This is a genomic window from bacterium (assembly GCA_019637795.1).
In the GTDB taxonomy this organism is placed as follows: domain Bacteria; phylum Desulfobacterota; class Binatia; order HRBIN30; family CADEER01; genus JAHBUY01.
In genome coordinates, this window is sequence record JAHBUY010000001.1 from 573,441 (window position 1) to 592,113 (window position 18,673).

General features: G+C 72.3%; 13 protein-coding genes. 1 reads left to right on the forward strand and 12 read right to left on the reverse strand.

What is annotated here, in order from left to right; genetic code table 11:
- Window positions 1-71: 71 nt before the first annotated feature.
- The 10 genes from KF840_02520 to KF840_02565 all read right to left on the reverse strand — a co-directional run bounded on the left by KF840_02520 (window position 72) and on the right by KF840_02565 (window position 15,379).
- The gene (locus KF840_02520; GenBank protein MBX3023762.1) at window positions 72-491 is read right to left on the reverse strand and encodes a universal stress protein; all 420 of its coding nucleotides are present in this window, start codon (window positions 489-491) and stop codon (window positions 72-74) included.
- Between the two features lie 2 nt (window positions 492-493).
- Complete coding sequence (locus KF840_02525; protein MBX3023763.1) at window positions 494-1,678, reverse strand: cation:proton antiporter; 1,185 nt, start codon at window positions 1,676-1,678, stop codon at window positions 494-496.
- Between the two features lie 70 nt (window positions 1,679-1,748).
- A complete protein-coding gene (locus KF840_02530; protein ID MBX3023764.1) occupies window positions 1,749-3,032 on the reverse strand; it encodes a DUF190 domain-containing protein in 1,284 nt (427 codons plus the stop codon).
- Between the two features lie 172 nt (window positions 3,033-3,204).
- Window positions 3,205-6,351 carry an efflux RND transporter permease subunit gene (locus tag KF840_02535; GenBank protein ID MBX3023765.1) on the reverse strand — a complete coding sequence of 1,049 codons (3,147 nt, stop codon included), beginning with the start codon at window positions 6,349-6,351 and terminating at the stop codon, window positions 3,205-3,207.
- A 24-nt stretch (window positions 6,352-6,375) separates the two neighbouring features.
- Entirely contained in the window at window positions 6,376-8,433 is a 2,058-nt protein-coding gene (locus KF840_02540; protein ID MBX3023766.1) for an efflux RND transporter periplasmic adaptor subunit, read from the reverse strand.
- 16 nt (window positions 8,434-8,449) lie between these two features.
- A complete protein-coding gene (locus KF840_02545; GenBank protein ID MBX3023767.1) occupies window positions 8,450-9,835 on the reverse strand; it encodes a TolC family protein in 1,386 nt (461 codons plus the stop codon).
- Window positions 9,836-10,289: 454 nt separating this feature from the next.
- Window positions 10,290-11,567, reverse strand: coding sequence for an ISNCY family transposase (locus KF840_02550; GenBank protein ID MBX3023768.1), 1,278 nt, complete (start codon window positions 11,565-11,567; stop codon window positions 10,290-10,292).
- Window positions 11,568-11,730: 163 nt separating this feature from the next.
- Entirely contained in the window at window positions 11,731-13,242 is a 1,512-nt protein-coding gene (locus KF840_02555; GenBank protein MBX3023769.1) for a DNA mismatch repair protein MutS, read from the reverse strand.
- Complete coding sequence (locus KF840_02560) at window positions 13,239-14,849, reverse strand: DNA mismatch repair protein MutS (protein ID MBX3023770.1); 1,611 nt, start codon at window positions 14,847-14,849, stop codon at window positions 13,239-13,241. The genes KF840_02555 and KF840_02560 overlap by 4 nt, the downstream gene beginning before the upstream one ends.
- Window positions 14,849-15,379, reverse strand: a complete 531-nt coding sequence (locus KF840_02565) for a HEAT repeat domain-containing protein (GenBank protein ID MBX3023771.1) — start codon at window positions 15,377-15,379, stop codon at window positions 14,849-14,851. Before KF840_02565 ends, KF840_02560 begins: the two co-directional genes overlap by 1 nt.
- 117 nt (window positions 15,380-15,496) lie before the next feature.
- Between KF840_02565 and KF840_02570 the strand changes: the two genes are divergently transcribed.
- Window positions 15,497-16,162, forward strand: a complete 666-nt coding sequence (locus KF840_02570; GenBank protein ID MBX3023772.1) for a hypothetical protein — start codon at window positions 15,497-15,499, stop codon at window positions 16,160-16,162.
- Between the two features lie 6 nt (window positions 16,163-16,168).
- Here the strand turns inward: KF840_02570 and KF840_02575 are convergent, their stop codons facing one another.
- Together KF840_02575 and KF840_02580 are read right to left on the reverse strand one after the other, a co-directional pair.
- The gene (locus tag KF840_02575) at window positions 16,169-17,842 is read right to left on the reverse strand and encodes a dynamin family protein (GenBank protein ID MBX3023773.1); all 1,674 of its coding nucleotides are present in this window, start codon (window positions 17,840-17,842) and stop codon (window positions 16,169-16,171) included.
- Window positions 17,839-18,669 carry an ATP-binding protein gene (locus KF840_02580; protein ID MBX3023774.1) on the reverse strand — a complete coding sequence of 277 codons (831 nt, stop codon included), beginning with the start codon at window positions 18,667-18,669 and terminating at the stop codon, window positions 17,839-17,841. Before KF840_02580 ends, KF840_02575 begins: the two co-directional genes overlap by 4 nt.
- Window positions 18,670-18,673 lie beyond the last annotated feature (4 nt).

An 18,673-nucleotide genomic window follows, 5' to 3' on the forward strand; every position in this document is an offset into this window, starting at 1 on the left:
GGCGTCGCGCGCAAGCGGCGCGGGCGCCATGCCCTCCGCCGTCGTCCCGGCGGACGCGGTGGGGCTCGCGTTCACCGGACGACCAGCACCGAGCAGGGAGCGTGGTCGACGATCTTGTCGGCGGTCGTGCCGAGCAGCTTCCCCCAGAGCGCCGAGTGGCCGCTGTGGCCGATCACCAGGAGATCGGCGCCGACGTCCTGCGCGAACTGCGGCAGCAGCACCGCCGGATGTCCGCGCCGCAGCTCGACCCGCGCGGTGACGCCCGCGGCACTGGCGCGCGCCAGCGCGTCCTTCTGGATCGCCTTGAAATAGCGCCGCGCCGCCTGCTCCTCGCCATTGATCTCGTCGATCGTATCCGCATAGCGCGGCAGCTCCTCGACCGACAGGAGATGGAGCTCGGCGCCCGTCGCGCGCCCCAGGTCGAGCGCCGCGCGCAACGCCTGCTTGGCGCCGTCCGAACCGTCCAATCCGACCACGATGCGATGATACATGGTTAGCTCCCGGATTCTGCCTGCAGCTCGGAACGCGCCGCCGCCGCGAGCGGCGCCGCCGCCGGCTGCGGCGCGAAGAACGTCTGCGCGATGAGGGTCGGCACGACGGCGCTGCCGATGACCACGGTGACCAGCACCGTGTACTGCGTCTGGTCGATGAGATGGTTCTCCAGGCCGAAGAGCGCCGAGATGGTGCCGAAGGTGAGCCCGGTGGCCATCAGGAGCGACGTGTACGTGGCCTCGCGCGCCTCCAGCTTGAAGGCGCGGGCGGTCGGCCAGACGCCGAGCAGCTTGGTGAAGAGCTTGACCGCCAGCAGCGCGGCGATCAGGCCGGCGCTGCCGACCACCGCCGGCAGCGAGACGTAGAGCCCGGCTTTGATGAAGTAGAAGGGCGTCAGCATCGTGAACGCGATCGAGCGCATCCGGTTGACCAGGATGCGATCCTGCAAGAAGACGCCCGCCACGACCAGCCCCACCAGGTACGCCGGCAGCACGGCTTCGCTGCGCGCCGTGGTGGCCAGGCCGCCGAGAAAGAACAGGACGAGGAAGAGGAACTTCACCTCCGGCTCGCTCACGCGCGCCTCGCCGAAGCGGCGGATGATCAACCGCGTCAAGCGCGGCAGATAGCGCAGCACGACCGCCAGCACGAGGATGAACACCAGCATCCAGCGGTTGAAATCGGCGAAGAACCCGCCGAGGGCGAGCACGGTCCCGAAGTCGGTCACGAAACAGGCGGCGAGGATCATCTTGCCGATGTCCGTGCTGCTCAACCCGCTCTCCACCATGACGGCATAGACGACCGCGACCGACGTGGTCGACAGGGCGATGCCGCAGATGATCGACGCCTGATAGGTCCAGCCGGCGATGCCATACGCCACCGCCACCGCCGCCGCGAACGGAACCAGGAACGAGACGATGCCGATGACCAGGGCCGCGACGAGATGCGCGCGCAGCGAGGCGGGGTCGATCTCGGCGCCGGCGAGGAAGGTCAGCAGACCGGCGCCGAAGGTGGCGAGAAAGCTGATCCACTCCGTGGCGTGGAAGCCGGCGAAGTTGCCGGCCAGGATGCCGATGCCGATCTCCAGCAGCGCCACCGAGATGCCGGTGCGGATCGAGATCACGCTGGCGAGAAAGGCGAGGAACATCCACGCCGCGGCGATGAACCACACGTTGCTCACGTGTTCCATCATCCCTCTCCCTCGGCTCCATCGGGTGGCGGCGCCGCGCCCGGGCGCGCCGCCGCCACCGTCACGCGGATCACCTGGTCCCCCCTTCGCGATCCGCGTTGAGCGCCGCCGCCAGCAGCGCCGGGCGCGCGACGATCCCCACCGGGCGGCCGTTGGCATCGATCACCGGCACCCGCTTCAGTCCGCGCTCGACGGTCAGGGCCAGCGCCTCGGTCACGCTGGCGGTGGCCGCCACGGCCAGGGCGGGGCTGGTCATGACGTCCGCCGCGCGCTGCCCGTACGCGCGCTCCACGGCGTGGTGGGCGGCGGCGTTCCAGCGGCTGCGCAGCCGGGTCAGCAGGCCGGGGCGGAGCTCCGGGTCGACGCGCGCGACGAGATCCGTGTCGGTGACCACCCCGATGAGCTTCCCGGCATCGTCCACCACCAGCACGCGCTTCACCTCGGCGTCGAGGAGGCGGCCGATGAGGTCGGCCACCGGCGCGGTGCTCTCGACCGTCACGATGCGCGGGTCCATGACGTCGGCCGCGGCGGCGTGTTCGGCCGGCAGGCGGGCCTCCGTCGGCACGGTGCGTCGCGCGAACCCCGCGGCGACGCTCTTGAGCACGTCGAGCCGGCCCAGCACGCCGACCAGCCGGCGGTTCTCGTCGACGACCGGCAGCCGCTTCAGATTGCGCGTGTGCATGAGGTGGGCGGCGTCCTTCAGCGATGTGGAGGATGTGACGGTGATGGCCGGCGTGGTCATCGCCTCGCGCACCGTTCGCCCCTCGCGGCGGAGGCGGTCGAGGCACTCGCGGACGTGCTGGTCGCCGCTCACCTTGTGGAGACTGACGCTCAACTGCGTCACCCCGGCCGACAGCATGTCGGTGTCGCTGATGATGCCGATGACGCGGCGCTCGCGGTCGATCACCGGCAGCGCGGTGTAGTCGCGGGTCGCGAGCTGCTCGACCACCTCGCTGATCGGCACGTCCGCGGTGACGGCATCGGGCTCCGTCGTCATGAGGTCGCCGACGCGCACGTCGGGCAAGCCACCGCGAAACGCCGCCGAGTGAAAATAGATCTCGACCTCGTCGACGATCACCAGCCCCCCGGCGAGCATGCCCGACACCTCGGGCAGCAGACGGTCGATGCGCTCCGCCGCGTCGACCGCCGTGATGAGCACCGGCAGGTCCTCGGAGAGCCGCAGGATGGTCGCGGTGTGGATGCGCGAGTCGGCGCCGAATCCGGCGATGCCATGCAGCACGGTGGCCCCCGCGCACCCCGCGGCTTTCAGTCGCCCGAGAATCGCCAGATACAGCGGCTGATGATGCCACTGATCGCTCTCCCCGACGAAGATCGTCATCCGCTTGGCGCGCATGAGCCTTTCTCCGGGCAGGGATCGGACCCCTACCCGTTCGTTGGCTTCGAGTAGGAGTCATTGATCTGCGTCGGGCGGCCCGAGCGCAGATGGTTGAGGCGGACTCCACCGCCTTGACGCTGCTGGAACGATAGGCGGCAGGGATCGGGGTGTCAATCGACCTTCGGCGCGATCAGGGGTCGGACAGAGGCGACCCGCACGCGTCAGGCGCGGGTGTGCCCGCGCCCTCGTCGCCCTCGGCGACGAGGGCGCGCGACAGCAGCCGGTAGAACACCGGCGTCGCGATCAGCGAGAGCAGCACGGACAGCGTGAGCGCGCCGATCACCGCGATGGCCAACGGCCGCAGCATGTCGGCGCCGCTGCCGATGCCGTATGCCAGCGGGAGCATGCCGATGGCGGCGGCGAGCGAGGTCATGAGAACCGGTCGCAAGCGCCGGCACCCGGATCGCACCAGCGACTCCTCGATGCTGGATCCGCGGGCGCGCCATTCCCCGACGAGGTCCAGCATCAGGATGCCGTTCTTCGCCACGATGCCGACGCCGATGATGGCGCCGAGGAACGAGACGATGTTGAGCGACGTGCCGGTGAGCCACAGGGCGACGACGCTGCCGGTGAGCGCCAGGAGGGCGCCCAGGACGATGGCGACGGGCTCGACGAAGGAACGGAATTCGATCAGCAGCACCGTGAACACCAGCACCACGGCGCTGAGCAATACCAGCAACAGGTTGCGGAACGACTCCTGCTGCTGCTGAAAGAGCCCGCCGAGCTCGATCGTGCCCGGGGGGATCGACGGATCGTTCGCCAGCCGGGCGCGGATCTCCGCCATCGCGCTGCCGAGATCGCGCCCCTCGAGGCGCGCGGTCACGGCGACGTCCTGTCGCAGATCCTCCCGGCGCAGCTCGACGTCGCCCGCCACTTCCACGACATCGGCGACCTGCGAGAGCTTGACCAGGCTGCCATCCGCCGCCTGCAGGGGCAGCTCCTGCAGGGTCGCCAGGCGATCGAGCCCGGCCCCATCGGCCACCACCCGGATGGCGATGCTGCGGTCGCCCTCGAGGACCGTCGACGCCCGCTGCCCGAGCATGGCGGTGTTCACGGCCGTCGCCACATCGGCCGCGGTGATGCCGAACCGCTGCGCGTCCCGCGGCCGGACGCGCAGGCTCAGCGTCGGGCCCGTGAACACCAACCCGTCGAAGGTGTCGACGACCCCCGGCACCTGCTGGAGCTGCGCCTCGACCTCCGGCGCCTTGCGCTTCAGGAATGCCAGGTCGCTGGAGAACAGCTTCACCTCGATCGGCTTCGGCGACCACGTCAGGTCACCGATGAGATCGCTCAGGATCCCCGGGAAGTCCCACTGCACGCCCGGAACGGCGGCGTGGAACTGGGCGCGCAGATCGGCAACCACGTCCTCCGTCGCGCGGGAGCGGTCGGGACGCAGCTTCACCAGGTAGTCGCCGCTGTTCGGCTCGGCGATCGCCAACGCCAACCGCGCGCCGGTGCGGCGCGAATAGCTCTCCACGTCGGCGGTCGCGCGCAGGATCTGTTCGGCGCGCTGCAGTTGCCGGTCGGTCTCCGCCAGGCTCGTGCCCCACGGCGTATGGTAGTCGATGACGAAGGCGCCCTCGTCCATCGCCGGCAGGAAGTCGCTCTCGAGCCGCCCGTACAGCAGGACGCCGAACGCGACCACCAGCGCGCAACCGGCGACCGTGAGCGCCGGGTGCCGCAGCGCCTGGCGCGCCGCGGCCTCGTAGGCGCGAATGATCGCGCGCAGCACCCGGCCGCCTTCGTGATCCCCCGCGGCGGCGGCGCCGGGGGTCGGATCGCGCAGGAACCAGGCCGCCAGCGATGGCGTCAGGGTCACGGCGAGGAGCAGCGAGGTGAGCAGGGACACCACCATGGTGAGCGCCAGGGCGCGGAAGAAGACGCCCGCGATGCCGTCGAGAAACGCCAGCGGAATGAACACCACGACCGGCGTGAGCGTCGAGCCGACCAGCGGACGGGCGATCTCGCCGATCGCGATCTCGATCGCGCGCAGGCGCGGCAGGCCGGCGGCGATCCGGGCGTAGATCGCCTCGACGACGACGATGGCGTCGTCGATCACCAGCCCGATGGCCGCGGCGATGCCGCCCAGGGTCATCAGGTTGAAGCTCAGCCCGGTGAGACGCATGGCGACCAGCGTCATCAGCACGGTCAGCGGGATCACGACGATCGCGGTGAGCGTCGTGCCCCAGCTCTTGAGAAAGAGAAAGATGATCACGATCGAGAGCAGCAGGCCGAAGATCACCGCTTCCCAGACGCTGCGCACGGAGTCGCGGACGAGCAGCGACTGGTCGTAGAAGAAGGCCAGTCGCATGTCCGGCGGCAGCTCGGCATGCAGCGCCGCGAGCTCGGCGCGCAGCGCCTCGGCGATGGCGAGGGTGCTGCCGTCGGGTTGGCTGCGGACGTTCAACAGCACCGCGTTGACGCCATCCGCGGTCACGACGTTGAACGCGGGTTCCGGGCCGCGCTCGACGCGCCCGACGTCGCTGATCCGGATCGGCCGCCCGCCGGGCACGGCAAGCACGAAGTCTTCGATGTCCTCGACGCCGTGCACGCGCCCGTCGACGACGGTGAGGTAGAGCGTGTGGTTCTCCTCGTGCATCCCCGTCGGCGCGACGAGGTTGTTGCGCACCAGCGCGTCGGTCACCTGCGACAGCGTCAGGTGCGCAGCGGCGAGACGCAGCGGATCGACGATCACGTGATATTCGGGCGTCCGCCCGCCGACCAGGTCCACGCGGGCGACGCCCGGAATGCGCAGGAAGCGCGGCTTGATCTCGTAGCGAGCCGTTTCCCACAGCGCGGTGATGTCGCGCGTCGGGCTGGTCAGGCTGACGCCGATGATGGGAAAGGCGGAGAAGGTGAGCCGCCAGACGGTCGCCACGGCCGTGGGCGGGAGCACGCTGCGGATCTGCGCCAGACGGCTGTTCACGTACAGCTCGGACTGGATCATGTCGACGTGCCAGTTGAAGAACACGTTGACCTCCGCCGAGCCGCGGCCGGTCGAGGAGCGCACCGACACCGCGCCCGGGATGTCCTTCATCGCCTCCTCGATCGGGCGCGTGATGGTCGCCATCATCTCGTCCGCCGGCATCACGCCGTTCTCGACGAGAATGACGCAGCGCGGGAAATTGGTCTGCGGAAACACCGACGAGGGCATCGACAGCGCGGCGTAGACGCCGGCCAGGCTGAGGGCCATCGTGATGAAGGTGATCGCGACCGCGTGGTGGGTCGAGAATCTGCCGAGAGCGGAGACTTCCCGCTCGACCGTGGACTCGTGCATGACGGAAGGAGCCGACCGGCGCCGCTAGGGGCGCGGCTGATACACCCGGATCGCCGCCGGATGCCCCTCGCCGGCCGGCACGGCCAGGAACAGGCGATCCATTTCGGGCACGAACAGCGACGTCGACGCGCCGCGGGCCGTCGGCACGCGCGCCACCCGCTGGTAGACGTCCGCTCCGCGCTGCTCGACCACGTCGATGGTGCCGCCGCCGCACGACACGTAGATCAGATGGCGGGCCGGATCGTAATGGAGACCGTCGGGATCGGCGCCGACCTCGAGGCTCGCCACCACGGCGCCCGACGCCGTGTCGAGCACCGCCACCACGCCGGCCTGGTCGCTTCCGCCGCCGACCAGAAGCCGCTGATTGGCGCGGTCCAGCGCCAGCGGATCGTTGCCGGTGGCCGGCAACGCCGACCAGGTGGCGATCGTCGTCCCGCGGGCGCGATCGACGACGGCGACGCGATCCTCCTTCGGCTCGTTCACGTAGAGGCGGGATCCGTCGAGCGCGAACTGCTTCGGCGGACTGCCCAGGGCAATCGTCGGGCCAACCGTTCCGGCGCGCGTGTCGATGCTGGCGATGGCGCCGGTGGTGCGCCCGACCCCGACCAGGAGATGACCCGACTCGCCATCGAAGCGCAGCGCGTTGGCTTTCTCGGGGAACGAGAATGACGACACGACCGCGAAGCTGGCGGCATCCAGCGCGACCACCTTGCCGTCGCCGGCCGTCGACACGAAGACGCGTCCGCTGTCCGGCCGATGGACGACCCACTTCGGCTCGTCGAATCCCGGCACGCTGCGGATGCGCGCGCCGCTCCGCAGGTCGACGACCTCGAGGCTGTGATTGTCCTGCGCCGCCACGAACAACCGCTGGCCTTCGAGATCGACCGCCATCTGGTCGAAATCGCCGCTGACGTCGGGCAGCGGGATCGTCTGCAGCAACGTCAGCCCCGGCGCCTCGGCCGCCGCCGGAGCCTCGGTCGCCGACGCCTCGGGCGCCCCGCCGTCGGCGAGCACGCGCACCGTGGTCTCCTCGGGCAGACCGTACGCGCCGGTGGTGACCACCGTCATGCCCTCGCGCACGCCCGGTCCGTCGACCTCCGCCAGGCCGCGGTCGCGCAGCCCCACCGTGACCGGGATCTGCCGCGCCACCTCGCCGTCGACGACCGCGACGACCGTCCCCGCCGCCGTCTTGACCAGGCTGTCCACCGGGACGGCGAGCCGGTCGCGGCGCTCCTCGGTGATGATGCGCACGTTGACGAACTGCCCGGGACGCAGCCGGGCGTTCGGAGCGATGGCGATCCGCACCGGCGCGGTGTCGGTGCGCGGATCGATCTGCGCGCCAATGAAGCTGACGGTTCCGACCCCCTCGATCGGCGCGTCGGCGGGACGCCGCCCGTCCCGTGTCGGCCGCTCGCCGGTCGTGATCTCGACCGGCTGGCCGACCGCGATCGCCGGCAGCTCGGCGGACGGAACGTTGGCCGTCACCACCAGGCGATCCAGGTCGATGACCTCGGCCAGCACGGTGGTCAGGTCGACCGCCTCGCCGGGCTTGACGTTCACCCGCGTGACGACGCCGCTCAACGGCGCGCTGATGCTCAGCAGCGCGCGCTGCGCCCGAGCCGCCGCGAGCTCGCTCGTCGCCAGGTCGAGCTGCTGCTGCGCCTCCTGCACCGCCTTCTCCGATGTGCCCTCGACGCGGAGGAGTCGCTGCTGGCGAGCGAGCGCCATGCGGGCGAAGTCCGCGGCGGCCTGCGCCTTGGTGATCGCCACGTCCGCCGCGCGGGTGTCGAGCCGGAAGAGCTCGTCCCCCTTCTGCACGCGCTCGCCCTCGGCGCACCGGGCGAGGGTGAGCACGCCGGCGACCGGCGCCGCCATCCGGGCGCTGGCGGCCGCGCGCGCGGCCGTCGCCGGCTCGGGCTCGACCATGCCATACGCCACGACCATGTCGCGCAGCGTCGCGCGGACGACGCGTCCGACGCGCACGTCCACTCGCCCCTGCGCCGGCGCCTCGGATCCCGCGTCGGCGCGCGGGCTCGCCGCGAACAGCAGACCGGACAGCGTCGCAACGGCGCCCAGCGCCACGGACCGAAGGTGGCGGCTACTCATTCCCCGCCACCTCGCGTCGCGGCGCCGCCAGCCACACGGGGTCCGACACGTCGAACGGACGCTGCAGCGCGTCCTCGAGTTGCCCCAGGGCTTCCTGCCCGCGCACCACGGCGTCGAGCCGCGCGATCTGGTTCTGGATCAGCTCCAGTTGGGTGGTGTACCGGGTCAGTCCCGCCAACTCGCCGGCGGCGATCATCTCGCGCACGGTCCGCTCCTGCGCCGTGGTGTGGGCGACCAGGGTGTCGGCGGTCGCCACCTTCTCCAACGCCGCGCGATAGACGGCCCGCGTGCGGTCGACCTCCCCGATCACGCGCGCCTGCAGGGCCACGAACTGCTGCGCGGCGGCACGGCGCCGGGCCTCCGCCTCGGCGATCGGCCCCTGATTCTGATTGAAAGCGGGCAGCGTCAGTGACAGGCCGAAGCCCCATTTGTTGTCCCCCTGATCGAACTCGTACCCCGGGTTCAGGTGCACGTCCGGATACTGCTTCGCGATCTCGAGCTGCAGCGCCGCCTCGGCGGCCGCGTAGGCGCGCAGCGCGCTGAGGATGTCGGAGCGGCCGAGCAGCGCCTCGCGGCGTAGATCGGCGGCGAGCAGCTCCGTCGGGAGATCGGCGAAGCCCTCCAGCGCGAGGTCGACGTGCTCGAGCGCCTGTGCGGGCACGCCGAGGGCGGTCGCGACCTGGGCGCGCGCATCCACGTACTGCCGCTGCGCCTCGCGCAGCGCGAGCTGGCTCGCATCCAGGCCGATGCGCGCCTGCGCGACGTCGAACGGCGACACCGCCCCCTCGCGCAATTGCGCCTCGAGCCGCTCCACCACCACCGCCTGCGTCGCCCGCTGCCGCTCGACGAGACCCACGGTGGCCGAGGCGGCGTAGAGGGCGACCAGCGCCCGCCGCAGGCGGCTGCGCACGTCCCACGCGACGGTGGCGATCGCCAGCCGCGCCGCCTCGGAGAGGTGCGCGGCCTGCGAGAGTCGGTAGTGGCGCTTGCCCGCGGTCTCGATCGGGACGTCGAGGGTCGCGGTGACCAGCCACGGCGAGGGCGAGGCGCGCGAGGTGTCGAAGGCGGGATACACGCTGATGCTCGGATTCGGGAATTCGCCGGCCGTGATGCGCGCCGCTTCCGCGGTCGCCCACTGCGCCCGGGCGACGTCGAGATCGGGATGGAAATACACCGCCACCAGCGTCAGCGCGGTGAAGTTCCAGGCCGCGAGCGGCAGCGGTTGGTCCAGGTGCGCCTCGAGGAACGCCCGCAGGTCGGGATCGTCCAGGGTGCGCGCGTCGAACGCGGCCGCCCGCTCCTCCGCGGTGAACGGCGCGGCGTGGTACTGCGCGCACCCGGTCAGCGTCGCCACCGCGACGGCGAGGACCGCCGCCACGGCGCTGCGTCGCGCGGCCGGCGATGGCGGCGGGGCGAGGGTTGGGAACGGAAACGGCACGGCGGCGGGGAACGCGGCGGCGGGGGCGCTCGCCGCGTGCGAGCAGGCGGACGCGACTGCTACTCCGGAACGACGGTACGCGGCGGCCGGAGCGCGCGCGCGGCCCGCGCTGCCGCCCGGTCGCCGAGAAGGCCGGGCGTCACGCGTCCGCGTCGTCCTGAGCCCAGCGCAGCGCTGCGCCGTAATGGAAACACCCTACCTCCCTCGTTCGGTTGTGGTGGTAGGAGTCATCAGCCCATGGAGCGGGCGGTTGAAGGCGAACCCCATCGCCGTCGTACGCTGCCGGGACGATAGGTTGCGGCGCGCGCGAGAGTCAACCACTGTCGACGCGCATTGTCGCTGCTCAGTGATTCTGTCCGCCCTCAACTGCTCAGTGATTCCGTCCCCCCGGGGTTCATCGTGGTGGTGACGGGATCATGTCGGTGGGGGAAACGGAAGGAGCCCGCAGGGCGACTGGAGTTTTCCCCACCGAGGCGGCGCTCGGCGGCCGCCGCCGCCGGCGCTTGAGCGTGCGGAGGGCGCCGGGCGAGGTGGCGGCGGCCGTGGCGATCACCGTGTCGCCGCCGTAGACGCGCCAGCTGCCGTCGAGGAGCTGGCGCACCTCGACGCGCGTCCCCGCATAGCTGCGCTTGCGCGGGCCGGGCGGGATGTCGAGGACCAGGCCGCCGATCCGCACGGTGTTGTCGTTCAGCACGGTCGCCTCGTACTGGAAGCTGCAGATCCGGCTCAGATCGGTCCCCCGTCGCACCGGCCGCCACGCCGGGGTGGCCTCGGCCGGGGGAATGGCAAACCGCTGGTTGTGCTCCGCCCGAAAGGCCTCCAGCACGGCATTGGCCTCCTCCACGGTCGTGGCCCCCACCAACCGGAGCTCGGAGACCAACCGATCCTGCAGCGTGCCCCACAGCCGCTCCACTCGGCCCTTCGCCTGCGGCGACAGCGCGTAGATCACCTCAATCTCCAAGGCCGCGAGCGCCCGGCCCACCTGCGTCGGGTCTTGGACCCCGCGTAACTCCTCTTCCAGCGTCCAGTGCGCGTCGTTGCGCTTCAGGCTCCCGTGCCGATCCATGTAGGCGCTGTACGGAAGTCCTTTCGCCTCCGCGATCGCTCGCAGCACCCGCAGGTACCCTGCCGCGCACTCCTGCTCCACGAACGACGCCCCAGGCAGCAGCTCGCCGGTCGCGTCATCGATCGCTCCCATCAGGCACAGCATCGGCCCGCGCCCCTCGAGCCACTCGTGTCGGCTGCCGTCCCAGAGGATCATCAACCCCGCCTGCGGTTTGCGGTCTCTGCGCCGGCGGTGTTTCGGGGCGCGCCGCCGGCGCGGCGGCCCGATGCCCGCCGCGCGCAGCAGCCGCTGCACGCTGGCCCGAGAGACCTTGACCCCTTCCACGTCCCCCAGCTTCTCGGTGAAGTGCTGGTCGTTGAACCCGTCGTACTTCTTGCGCCGCAGCTCCAGGATCTGCTCCCGCACCGCTTCCCCCAAGCGGTGCTTCGGCGCCCGCCCCGTGTTCCCGTGCTGCACTCCTTTCGCCCCACGCCGCCCCACCGCCCGCCGCAGCCGTCGCACCTGCCGCTTCGACAGTCCCAGCACCTCCGCCGCTTCTCCCACCGTCAGCGCCCCTCGCTCGATCCGCTCCACGGCGTCCAGCCGCTTCCATTGCCGCTTGCTCATCCTCTCCATCCCTCCTTCTTTGCCGCGGAGGGGCGGACATTTTCACTGAGCAGTTAGGCGGACAAAATCACTGAGCTTCAACACCACTGTCGACGCGCATGTCGCTGCTCAGTGATTCCGTTCCCCCGCGGCGCGGCACATCGCCCCCGACGGGGCGGCACGGTCACCGCGCCGGCGCACCCTGGTCGAATATCCGCCGGTAGAGGTCTTCGCCATGGCCGGTGTCGAGCGGCGGAGCCTCGATGAGGCAAAAGCTGCGCGTACCGTCGGGACGCCGTTCGTCGCGCAGGAACAGCGTCCGGTCGGCGTCGCTGGCGAGCGTCTGGCGCGCGAGCTCGTAGAGGTGGGTCACGAAGAAGACGCGGATCCCCTTCTCCAGCAGCGCCTCCACCACCTGGCGCGCCAGCGCCGACCCCTCGCGCTCGTTGGTGGCGGCGAACGTTTCGTTGCACAGCAGGATGCACCCGGGAGCGATCCGGTCGGCGATCTCGCTCAGGCGTCGCAGCTCCTCGTCGAGCTTGCCGCTGGTCATCGTCGCGTCCTCTTCGCGCCGGTAGTGGGTGAACAACCCTGGGCACAGCGCGCCGGCAAACGATTCCGCGGCGACGAACATCCCGCACTGCATCATGAGCTGCGCCACCCCCACCGCCCGCAGAAAGCTGGACTTCCCGCCCTGGTTGGCGCCGGTGATGATCACCAGGGGCCGGCCGTCGGCGTGCAGCGCATTGCCGACCACCGCCTGCTCCATCTGCAGCGCCAGGCAGGGGTCGTAGAGGCCGGTGGCGCGGTGGCGCGCGGCGTCGGGCGGCTCGGGGATCGGGAAGCACACCGGTGCCGCCAGCGTCGTCAATTGCGCATGCAGGTTGAGGCAGCCGATGTAGAACGCCAGCTCGGTGCGCAGCAGGCGGAAGAAGCCGAGGACGTGGTCGGCGGATTGCGCCAGCGCGTTGGCGACGCCGTTGAGCCCCTGGCCGCGCAGCTCCTGCAGCGCGCGCGCCCCCGCCTCGTCGCGATCGTCGAGGTGAAACGTGTACGGCGAGCGCGCCGCGCCGACGAGCCACGACCACCAGGAGGCGGGCGCACCATCCGCGGCGCGCACGACGTAGCCGGTGCCCCGGTTGCCCTCGCCCAGCTCGGCGCTCAACACGGTGCCGTGGCGGAAGCGGAGCGCCTGCATCTGCGCCTCGACGCGGTCCAGATAGGCATCGGTCAACTCGCCCACGAGGGTGGAGAACAGCCGCGTCAGTCCCTCGGAGGCGACGACGTCGAGCTGCTGCGCGGCGAGATCGCGCACGCGTCGCAGGGCCGGCAGCAGCAGCTCCAACAGCTCGATCGAGCTGTGCAGAATCGACGCCGGATGCCGCGAATGGATGCCCCAGTAGCGGTGCCGTTCGGTCTCGATCGCCTCGACCACGAGCTCGTAGAGCTGGCGGACGACCGGCCGGTGGTTCAGGCAGTCGCGCAGCACGGCCTGGCGGTAGAGGATGGTCTCCACATCGCTGGCGAGCGCGGCGACCAGCGCCCGCCGCGCCACGTCGGCGATGAAGTCGTCCTCGCCGGCCATGCCGCGCACGAGGACCTCGAGCTCGAGGTCCTGCGTCAGGGTGGGAGCGTCCCACCGCCCGCGCTCGGGCGGGGCGAAGTCCCGCTCCCGATGGAGCAGCAGCGCTCTCATTCGCGGATCCGTTGCCGCAGCCACGCGCGCGTGACGCGATGCGCCTCGGCGAGCGCCAGCGCGTGCGCCAGCCCGTCCGCCGGCCGGCGTTCGAGCCGATAGGTGCGTACGGCGGGATCATCGGGTTCGACGCCGCCGACGATGCTGACCGTCTTCTCGTCGAAGGTCGCCAGCTCGTCCAGGAAGGTCACGCAGACGGCCAGGAGGTCGAGCCGCGAGAGGTGCCCGAGGATGCGACGGCCGAGCGCGAGGGCGTCGCGCAACGTCGTCGAGGTGAAGATCTCGTTGATGACGACGATGCTCCGTTCCGTCGCGGCGGCGAGGATGTCGCGCATGCGGACGAGGTCGTCCTCCAACTTGCCGCGTCGCGTGGCGAGGTCCTCCTCGCGCTCGAAGTGCGTGAAGACCCGGTCGCACAGGAGCAGGCGGGCCTCGCGACCGGGAACGGGACAGCCCAACGCCGCGAGATAGTGCATCTGGCCGAAGGTGCGGGCGAACGTCGTCTTGCCGCCCTGGTTGGGACCCGTGACCACCATGATGCGCTCCGGCCCATGCAGGGCGAAGTCGTTGCAGACGACCGCGCGCCGCTCGCCGATCAGCTTGCGGGCGAGCGCCAGGTCGAAGCCCTGCCGGCTGCAGACCGCCTTGTCGTCGGCGGAGACCTGGGGATAGCAGAACACCAGCCCGGCGCGGCGCACCTCCGCCATGTGCTCGAGATAGGCGACGTAGAACTGGATCTCGCGATCGAGCCAGGCGATGGTGGGTGCGACGAAATCGGCGTGCGCGGTGCGGAAGCGCGCCAGCGCGGCGAACGGCTCCGGATGCAGGAGGGCGACGCGATCGAGGATCTCCGCTTCGACGTGGTTGAGCCCGCCGCGGTCGACAACCGCCACCCGGTAGTCCTTCGCCGGCTCGCGCCGGAAGGGTGCGAACGTCTCGGCCACGATGGCGCCGTAGTCGTCCTCGCCGGCGTATGGCTGGACGGTGACGCTGCCCGCCTCGATGCGCAGGCCGTAGCGGATCGCCGCCAGCGCCGCCGTCAGGGATCGCGCCGCCAGCGCGCACTCCACGAACCGGCTCGACGCGACGTACGCGGTCAGGTGCGCGCGCACGCGGCGCAGGGCGCGGGAGCGGAGTGGCAGCGCCCGCAGATCCGCCAGCAACGCCTCCACCGCGCCGCAGTAGGCGACCGCGGCGTCGAGGAACCAGCGCTGCTGCTCGCGCGCGTACGACCGCTCGGTCGACGCGCCGAGGTGGGCGCGCATGCGCCGCATCCCGGCGGCGAACGCCTGCACCGCGGGCATGGCGCCGCCCTCGTCGAGGTCGCGCATGACCTCCTGCCGGTAGCGCACGGCATCCGCGTCGGGGAGGAGGAGGTGAAAGAATGGGGCCAGGTCGTAGGCGTCGCGCCCGGCGACGATGGCGCCGACGATCTGGTCGAGGTTCAGATCGGGAAAGCAGGCCGGCTGGGCCGCGCCCTCCGCCTCGGCGCGCAGCGCCGGGGTCGGAAAGAGGACGCTGCAGAACGCCTCGCCCCCCTCCGGCGCGATGGCCCCCGTGGCATCCTCGGCGATCGGATCGACCGCGGTCGTCGACGCGCGCTCCATCAGGTCGACCCTCCGCGAAGGCGGTCGGCGGGCGGGGGCGGCTCCGCGGGCGCCTCGCGCCGCGGCTGTCCGTCCAGGCGCATCGCGGCGGCGGCGCGCCGCACCGCCGGGCTGGGATCGGACGCCGCCTGCGCGATCGCCTGCTCCGCGGCCGCGCCGCCGATGGTCGCCACGGCGCGCAGCGCCGCCAGGCGCACCAGGAACGCCGGATGGCGGAGCGCCTCGATCACCAACGCCGCGGCGTCCGGTCCGCCGATGCGCGCCAGCGCCGCGACGATGTCGCTGGCCAGGAATGGATCGTCGGTCGCCCGCAGGTGGGCGCCGAGCGCGGCCACCGCCGCCCCGGCGCGGCGCTCGCCGAGTATGCGCGCCGCCCGCCGCTGCGTCGTCGCCTCCGGGTGGCGCAGCGCCGCGATCAGCTTGTCGGTGAAGTCGCGGTGGTCGAGGGCGCGCAGATCGTGCGCGCAGTGCGGGCACTGCGTCGCCGTCGCCGCGACGGTCCGCCAGCACGCGGGGCAGAAATGGGTCATCGGCGCACCTGGCGGCGGTCCGGTCGGTGGGCGCTGGCGCCTCGGACGCCACCGCGCGGCGCGTCTCGCCACGGCGCCGGCGGCGGAGTAAGAACGTGCGGAGGCAGAAGCAGGCGCATGTCGGGAACGAGCGTCGAGGTGGTGGCGGCGGCCCTGCGGCGGCGCGGCTGCCCGATCTGCAACGTCGTGCGCGGCATGGTGTTCGACGAGCTCAGCCGCCTGCAACGGCAGGCCGTCGTCGATCCCGCCACCCGCGCGGACATGGTGGCGCGCGGCGGATTCTGCGCGGCGCATCTCCGCGACCTCGAACACCTGGCCAGCCCGCTCACCATGGCGACGCTGCTGGCGCCGCTGCTGGAACGGGTGGCGGAGAGCGCCGGCGCGGTCGCGGCCGAGATCGCCGGCGGGGTCGACCTGCTGCGCCGCCACCCGGGGGAGATCGCCGACCAGCTCGGCGCGCCGCGCGCCTGCCCGGTCTGCGAGCGCGTCGTCGTCTGGGAGGACGCCGCGGTCGCGGACCTGCTCGCCATCGCCAGCGATCCCAGCGGCGGGGTGGCGTATCGCGGTAGCGATGGATTGTGCCTGACGCACCTGACCAACGCCGTGCGCGCCTGCGGCGATCCGGTGTTGGCGCAGCACCTGCTGGAGGTGGCCGCGGAGCAGACGCGCCGGCTGGCGTCCCAACTCGCGGCGCTGGTTCGCAAGCGCGGCGAGCGCGATCGCCGGCCGGGCGCGGAGGACGCCGCCCCGAGGGTCGCGGCGCAGAAACTCGGCGGCGGCTGAGCGCGGTCAACCGGCATCGCTGTCCCGGTGCAGTTGGTCGTGCAGGACCGCGAGCTCGACGTCGATCGGACTCGCAGGGGCGGCCACGGTCGGCGCCGCGTCCGCGGCGCACGGGTCGAGCGCGGCGGCGAGCGACCGCCGCCAGGCGCTGGCCGCCTCCTCCAAGGTCCTGGCAAGGTCGCGGCCCAGCGCCGCGCGGCGCGCCGCCAACAGCGCCGGGACGTTGGCCGCGACCCATCGTTCGGCGCGACGGCGGAGGTGTCGCCGGCCCACCGCGCCGGGCAGCAGCAGGGTCCGGGCGAGGCCGATGGGCGGAATGTCCAGCGTCGGCGCCGCGAGGTCGAGGTGGGGAGCGGCAAGCGGCGGCAGGCCGCGGATCGACGCGGCTGCGTCGATCGCCTGCTGCCGCCACTGCGCCACCAACGCGGCGGCGGCAGCCTGCAGACACTCGTGCTCGCCGGCGTGCCAGCAGCTCAATGCCGACGCCAGCTCCTGACGGAGCGCGCCCTCGAAGGCGACCGCCCAGGCGCGAACCGAGCGAGCGCCGCTGCGCACCGGAAAACGGCGGATGCAGTCGCGGAGCCGCTGCTCGACCGCGGCCGTCGTCGGGCCGGCGCAGGTGCGCAGCAGCGTCCGCGCCGCCTCCGCGGCGCGCTCGCGCGTCTCCAACAGCTCGCGCAGCAGCACGAGACCGAGCTGCTGTCGCCCGTGCGCTCGTCGCTCCTCGTCCCACAGGGCGGTCAGCGGCGCCGAGCGCGCGCGCATCTGCTGCGTGGCGACGGCGCGCGCCGCGATCCCGGCCAGCCGGCGACGGGCCGCGGCCGTCACGATCGCCTGTCCCTCACCGCGCACCAGCTCCGCCAGCAGGGCCGCGAGCGCGGGCACGCCGCTCGCCTCCAGCGCCGCCCCGTCGCCAGCGCGCGCCGCGCGGCGCGCCGCGGCCGCTGAGACGGCCAGCACGGGAAGCGCGCCCTGGTGTCGCAGGCGGCACAGTTGCGCCCGGGTGAAGTCGATCACCGGACCGCGCTCATCGTCGGAGACCAGATCGATCTTGTTCTCGACGATGATCGTGCGGCGACCGGCGGCCAGCGCCTCGCGCACGAATTCCACCTCGCGGCGGCTTGCCGGCTGTTCGGCGCTGAGGACCACGATGAGCACGTGCGCCGCCGCCAGCGAGTCGCGCGCGATGGCGCCGACGTCGGCGAACGCGCTGCCGGTGCCCGGCGTGTCCACCAGGTCCACGCCGTGGCGCAACACCGCCGCCGGGGCCGCGACGGTCACCTCCGAGACCCGCCGCCGGTTGCCGGGATTGCCGCGCTCGGTCACGTAGTCCGCGAGCGCCGCCGGGTCGACGACCAGGCGACGGCCATCGCGCAGCGCGACCGTCACCGCCAACACGTCGCCGTGGGTCAGGCGCGTGCCGACGGTCGTCAGCGGCAGGGCGCCGACCGGCAGGAGATCCTGCCCGACGAGGGCGTTGATCAGCGACGACTTGCCGCGTTTGAACTCGCCGACCACGGCCGCCACCAGCGTTGGGCGGCGCAGCCGCGCCACCTCCGCACGCGCCTCCGCGGCGAGCGCCGGAAGCCGCGCCCGCGCCAGCAGCCAGGCCAGACGCCCGCCCAGCTCGCGCACCGCGGCGTCAGATGGAGCGCAGGGCGTGGAGGCGGCGCGGCTCATCCGTGCTCCGTCCGCGCCTCGCCGAGCCCGCGAATGCGCAAGTCGATCTCCAGCAGCCGCCACTGGATGGCGCCGTTGGCTCGGTAGCGCGCCTGGGCGGCGGCGTCGAGCAGCGTCTGCAGGCGGCCCGGATTTCCGGCCGATCGACGCACCGCCTCGCGCAATTCCGCCGGACGCCACGGCGCGCTCCCCGGCCGCGACAGGCGATCGCGCGCCAGGCGCGACATCGCCGCCGACGGCAACGGCGGCAGCGCCAGCGGCGCGCACCCCGACAGCAGCCAGCGGACGCGGCCGACCTGCTCCGCCGCGCGCGCCACGATCACCACTGGGGCGCGTTCCATCCAGGTTTCGAGCAGACGCGCCACCGCCGGGTGCGGCGCCTCGACGTGGTCGAGCAGGAGACAGGCGCGCTGGCGTTCGAGACTTCGGTGCATGAGGCGCGAGAGGTCCGGCAGATGAGCGTGGGCGAGAAAGCGCCGCATCTGGGCGAGCGATCCGACCCGCGTCGGGCGCTCGATGTACCGACTCTCCAGCACGCCGCGCTGGAGGAGCAGGTTGACCAGGACGTGGACGATGATCGCGCGCCGGCTCCGCCCCGCGGCCGCGTACAGCAGCGGCAGGGGAGCCGGCGGCGGCGCCGCGGGATCGCGGAGGATCTCGCGCAGCAGCGCCGTCTTGCCGATGCCGGCCGGCCCGCTGAGGAACACGCAGCGGCCGGCGCGCAGATGATCGCGCAGGGCGGCGACCTCGGCTTCGCGGCCGACCAGGGGCGGCGGGTGGGCAGCGCGGGCGAGCGACGCGGCGATGCGCAGCGGCGAGTCTGACATGGCC

Coding starts and splice junctions, on each gene's coding strand:
- KF840_02530 (MBX3023764.1), bottom strand. CDS start 3,032: ATGCGCGCCAAGCGGATGACGATCTTCGTCGGGGAGAGCGATCAGTGG.
- KF840_02555 (MBX3023769.1), bottom strand. CDS start 13,242: ATGAGAGCGCTGCTGCTCCATCGGGAGCGGGACTTCGCCCCGCCCGAG.
- KF840_02570 (MBX3023772.1), top strand. CDS start 15,497: ATGTCGGGAACGAGCGTCGAGGTGGTGGCGGCGGCCCTGCGGCGGCGC.
- KF840_02550 (MBX3023768.1), bottom strand. CDS start 11,567: ATGAGCAAGCGGCAATGGAAGCGGCTGGACGCCGTGGAGCGGATCGAG.
- KF840_02525 (MBX3023763.1), bottom strand. CDS start 1,678: ATGGAACACGTGAGCAACGTGTGGTTCATCGCCGCGGCGTGGATGTTC.
- KF840_02575 (MBX3023773.1), bottom strand. CDS start 17,842: ATGAGCCGCGCCGCCTCCACGCCCTGCGCTCCATCTGACGCCGCGGTG.
- KF840_02580 (MBX3023774.1), bottom strand. CDS start 18,669: ATGTCAGACTCGCCGCTGCGCATCGCCGCGTCGCTCGCCCGCGCTGCC.
- KF840_02520 (MBX3023762.1), bottom strand. CDS start 491: ATGTATCATCGCATCGTGGTCGGATTGGACGGTTCGGACGGCGCCAAG.
- KF840_02560 (MBX3023770.1), bottom strand. CDS start 14,849: ATGGAGCGCGCGTCGACGACCGCGGTCGATCCGATCGCCGAGGATGCC.
- KF840_02565 (MBX3023771.1), bottom strand. CDS start 15,379: ATGACCCATTTCTGCCCCGCGTGCTGGCGGACCGTCGCGGCGACGGCG.
- KF840_02535 (MBX3023765.1), bottom strand. CDS start 6,351: ATGCACGAGTCCACGGTCGAGCGGGAAGTCTCCGCTCTCGGCAGATTC.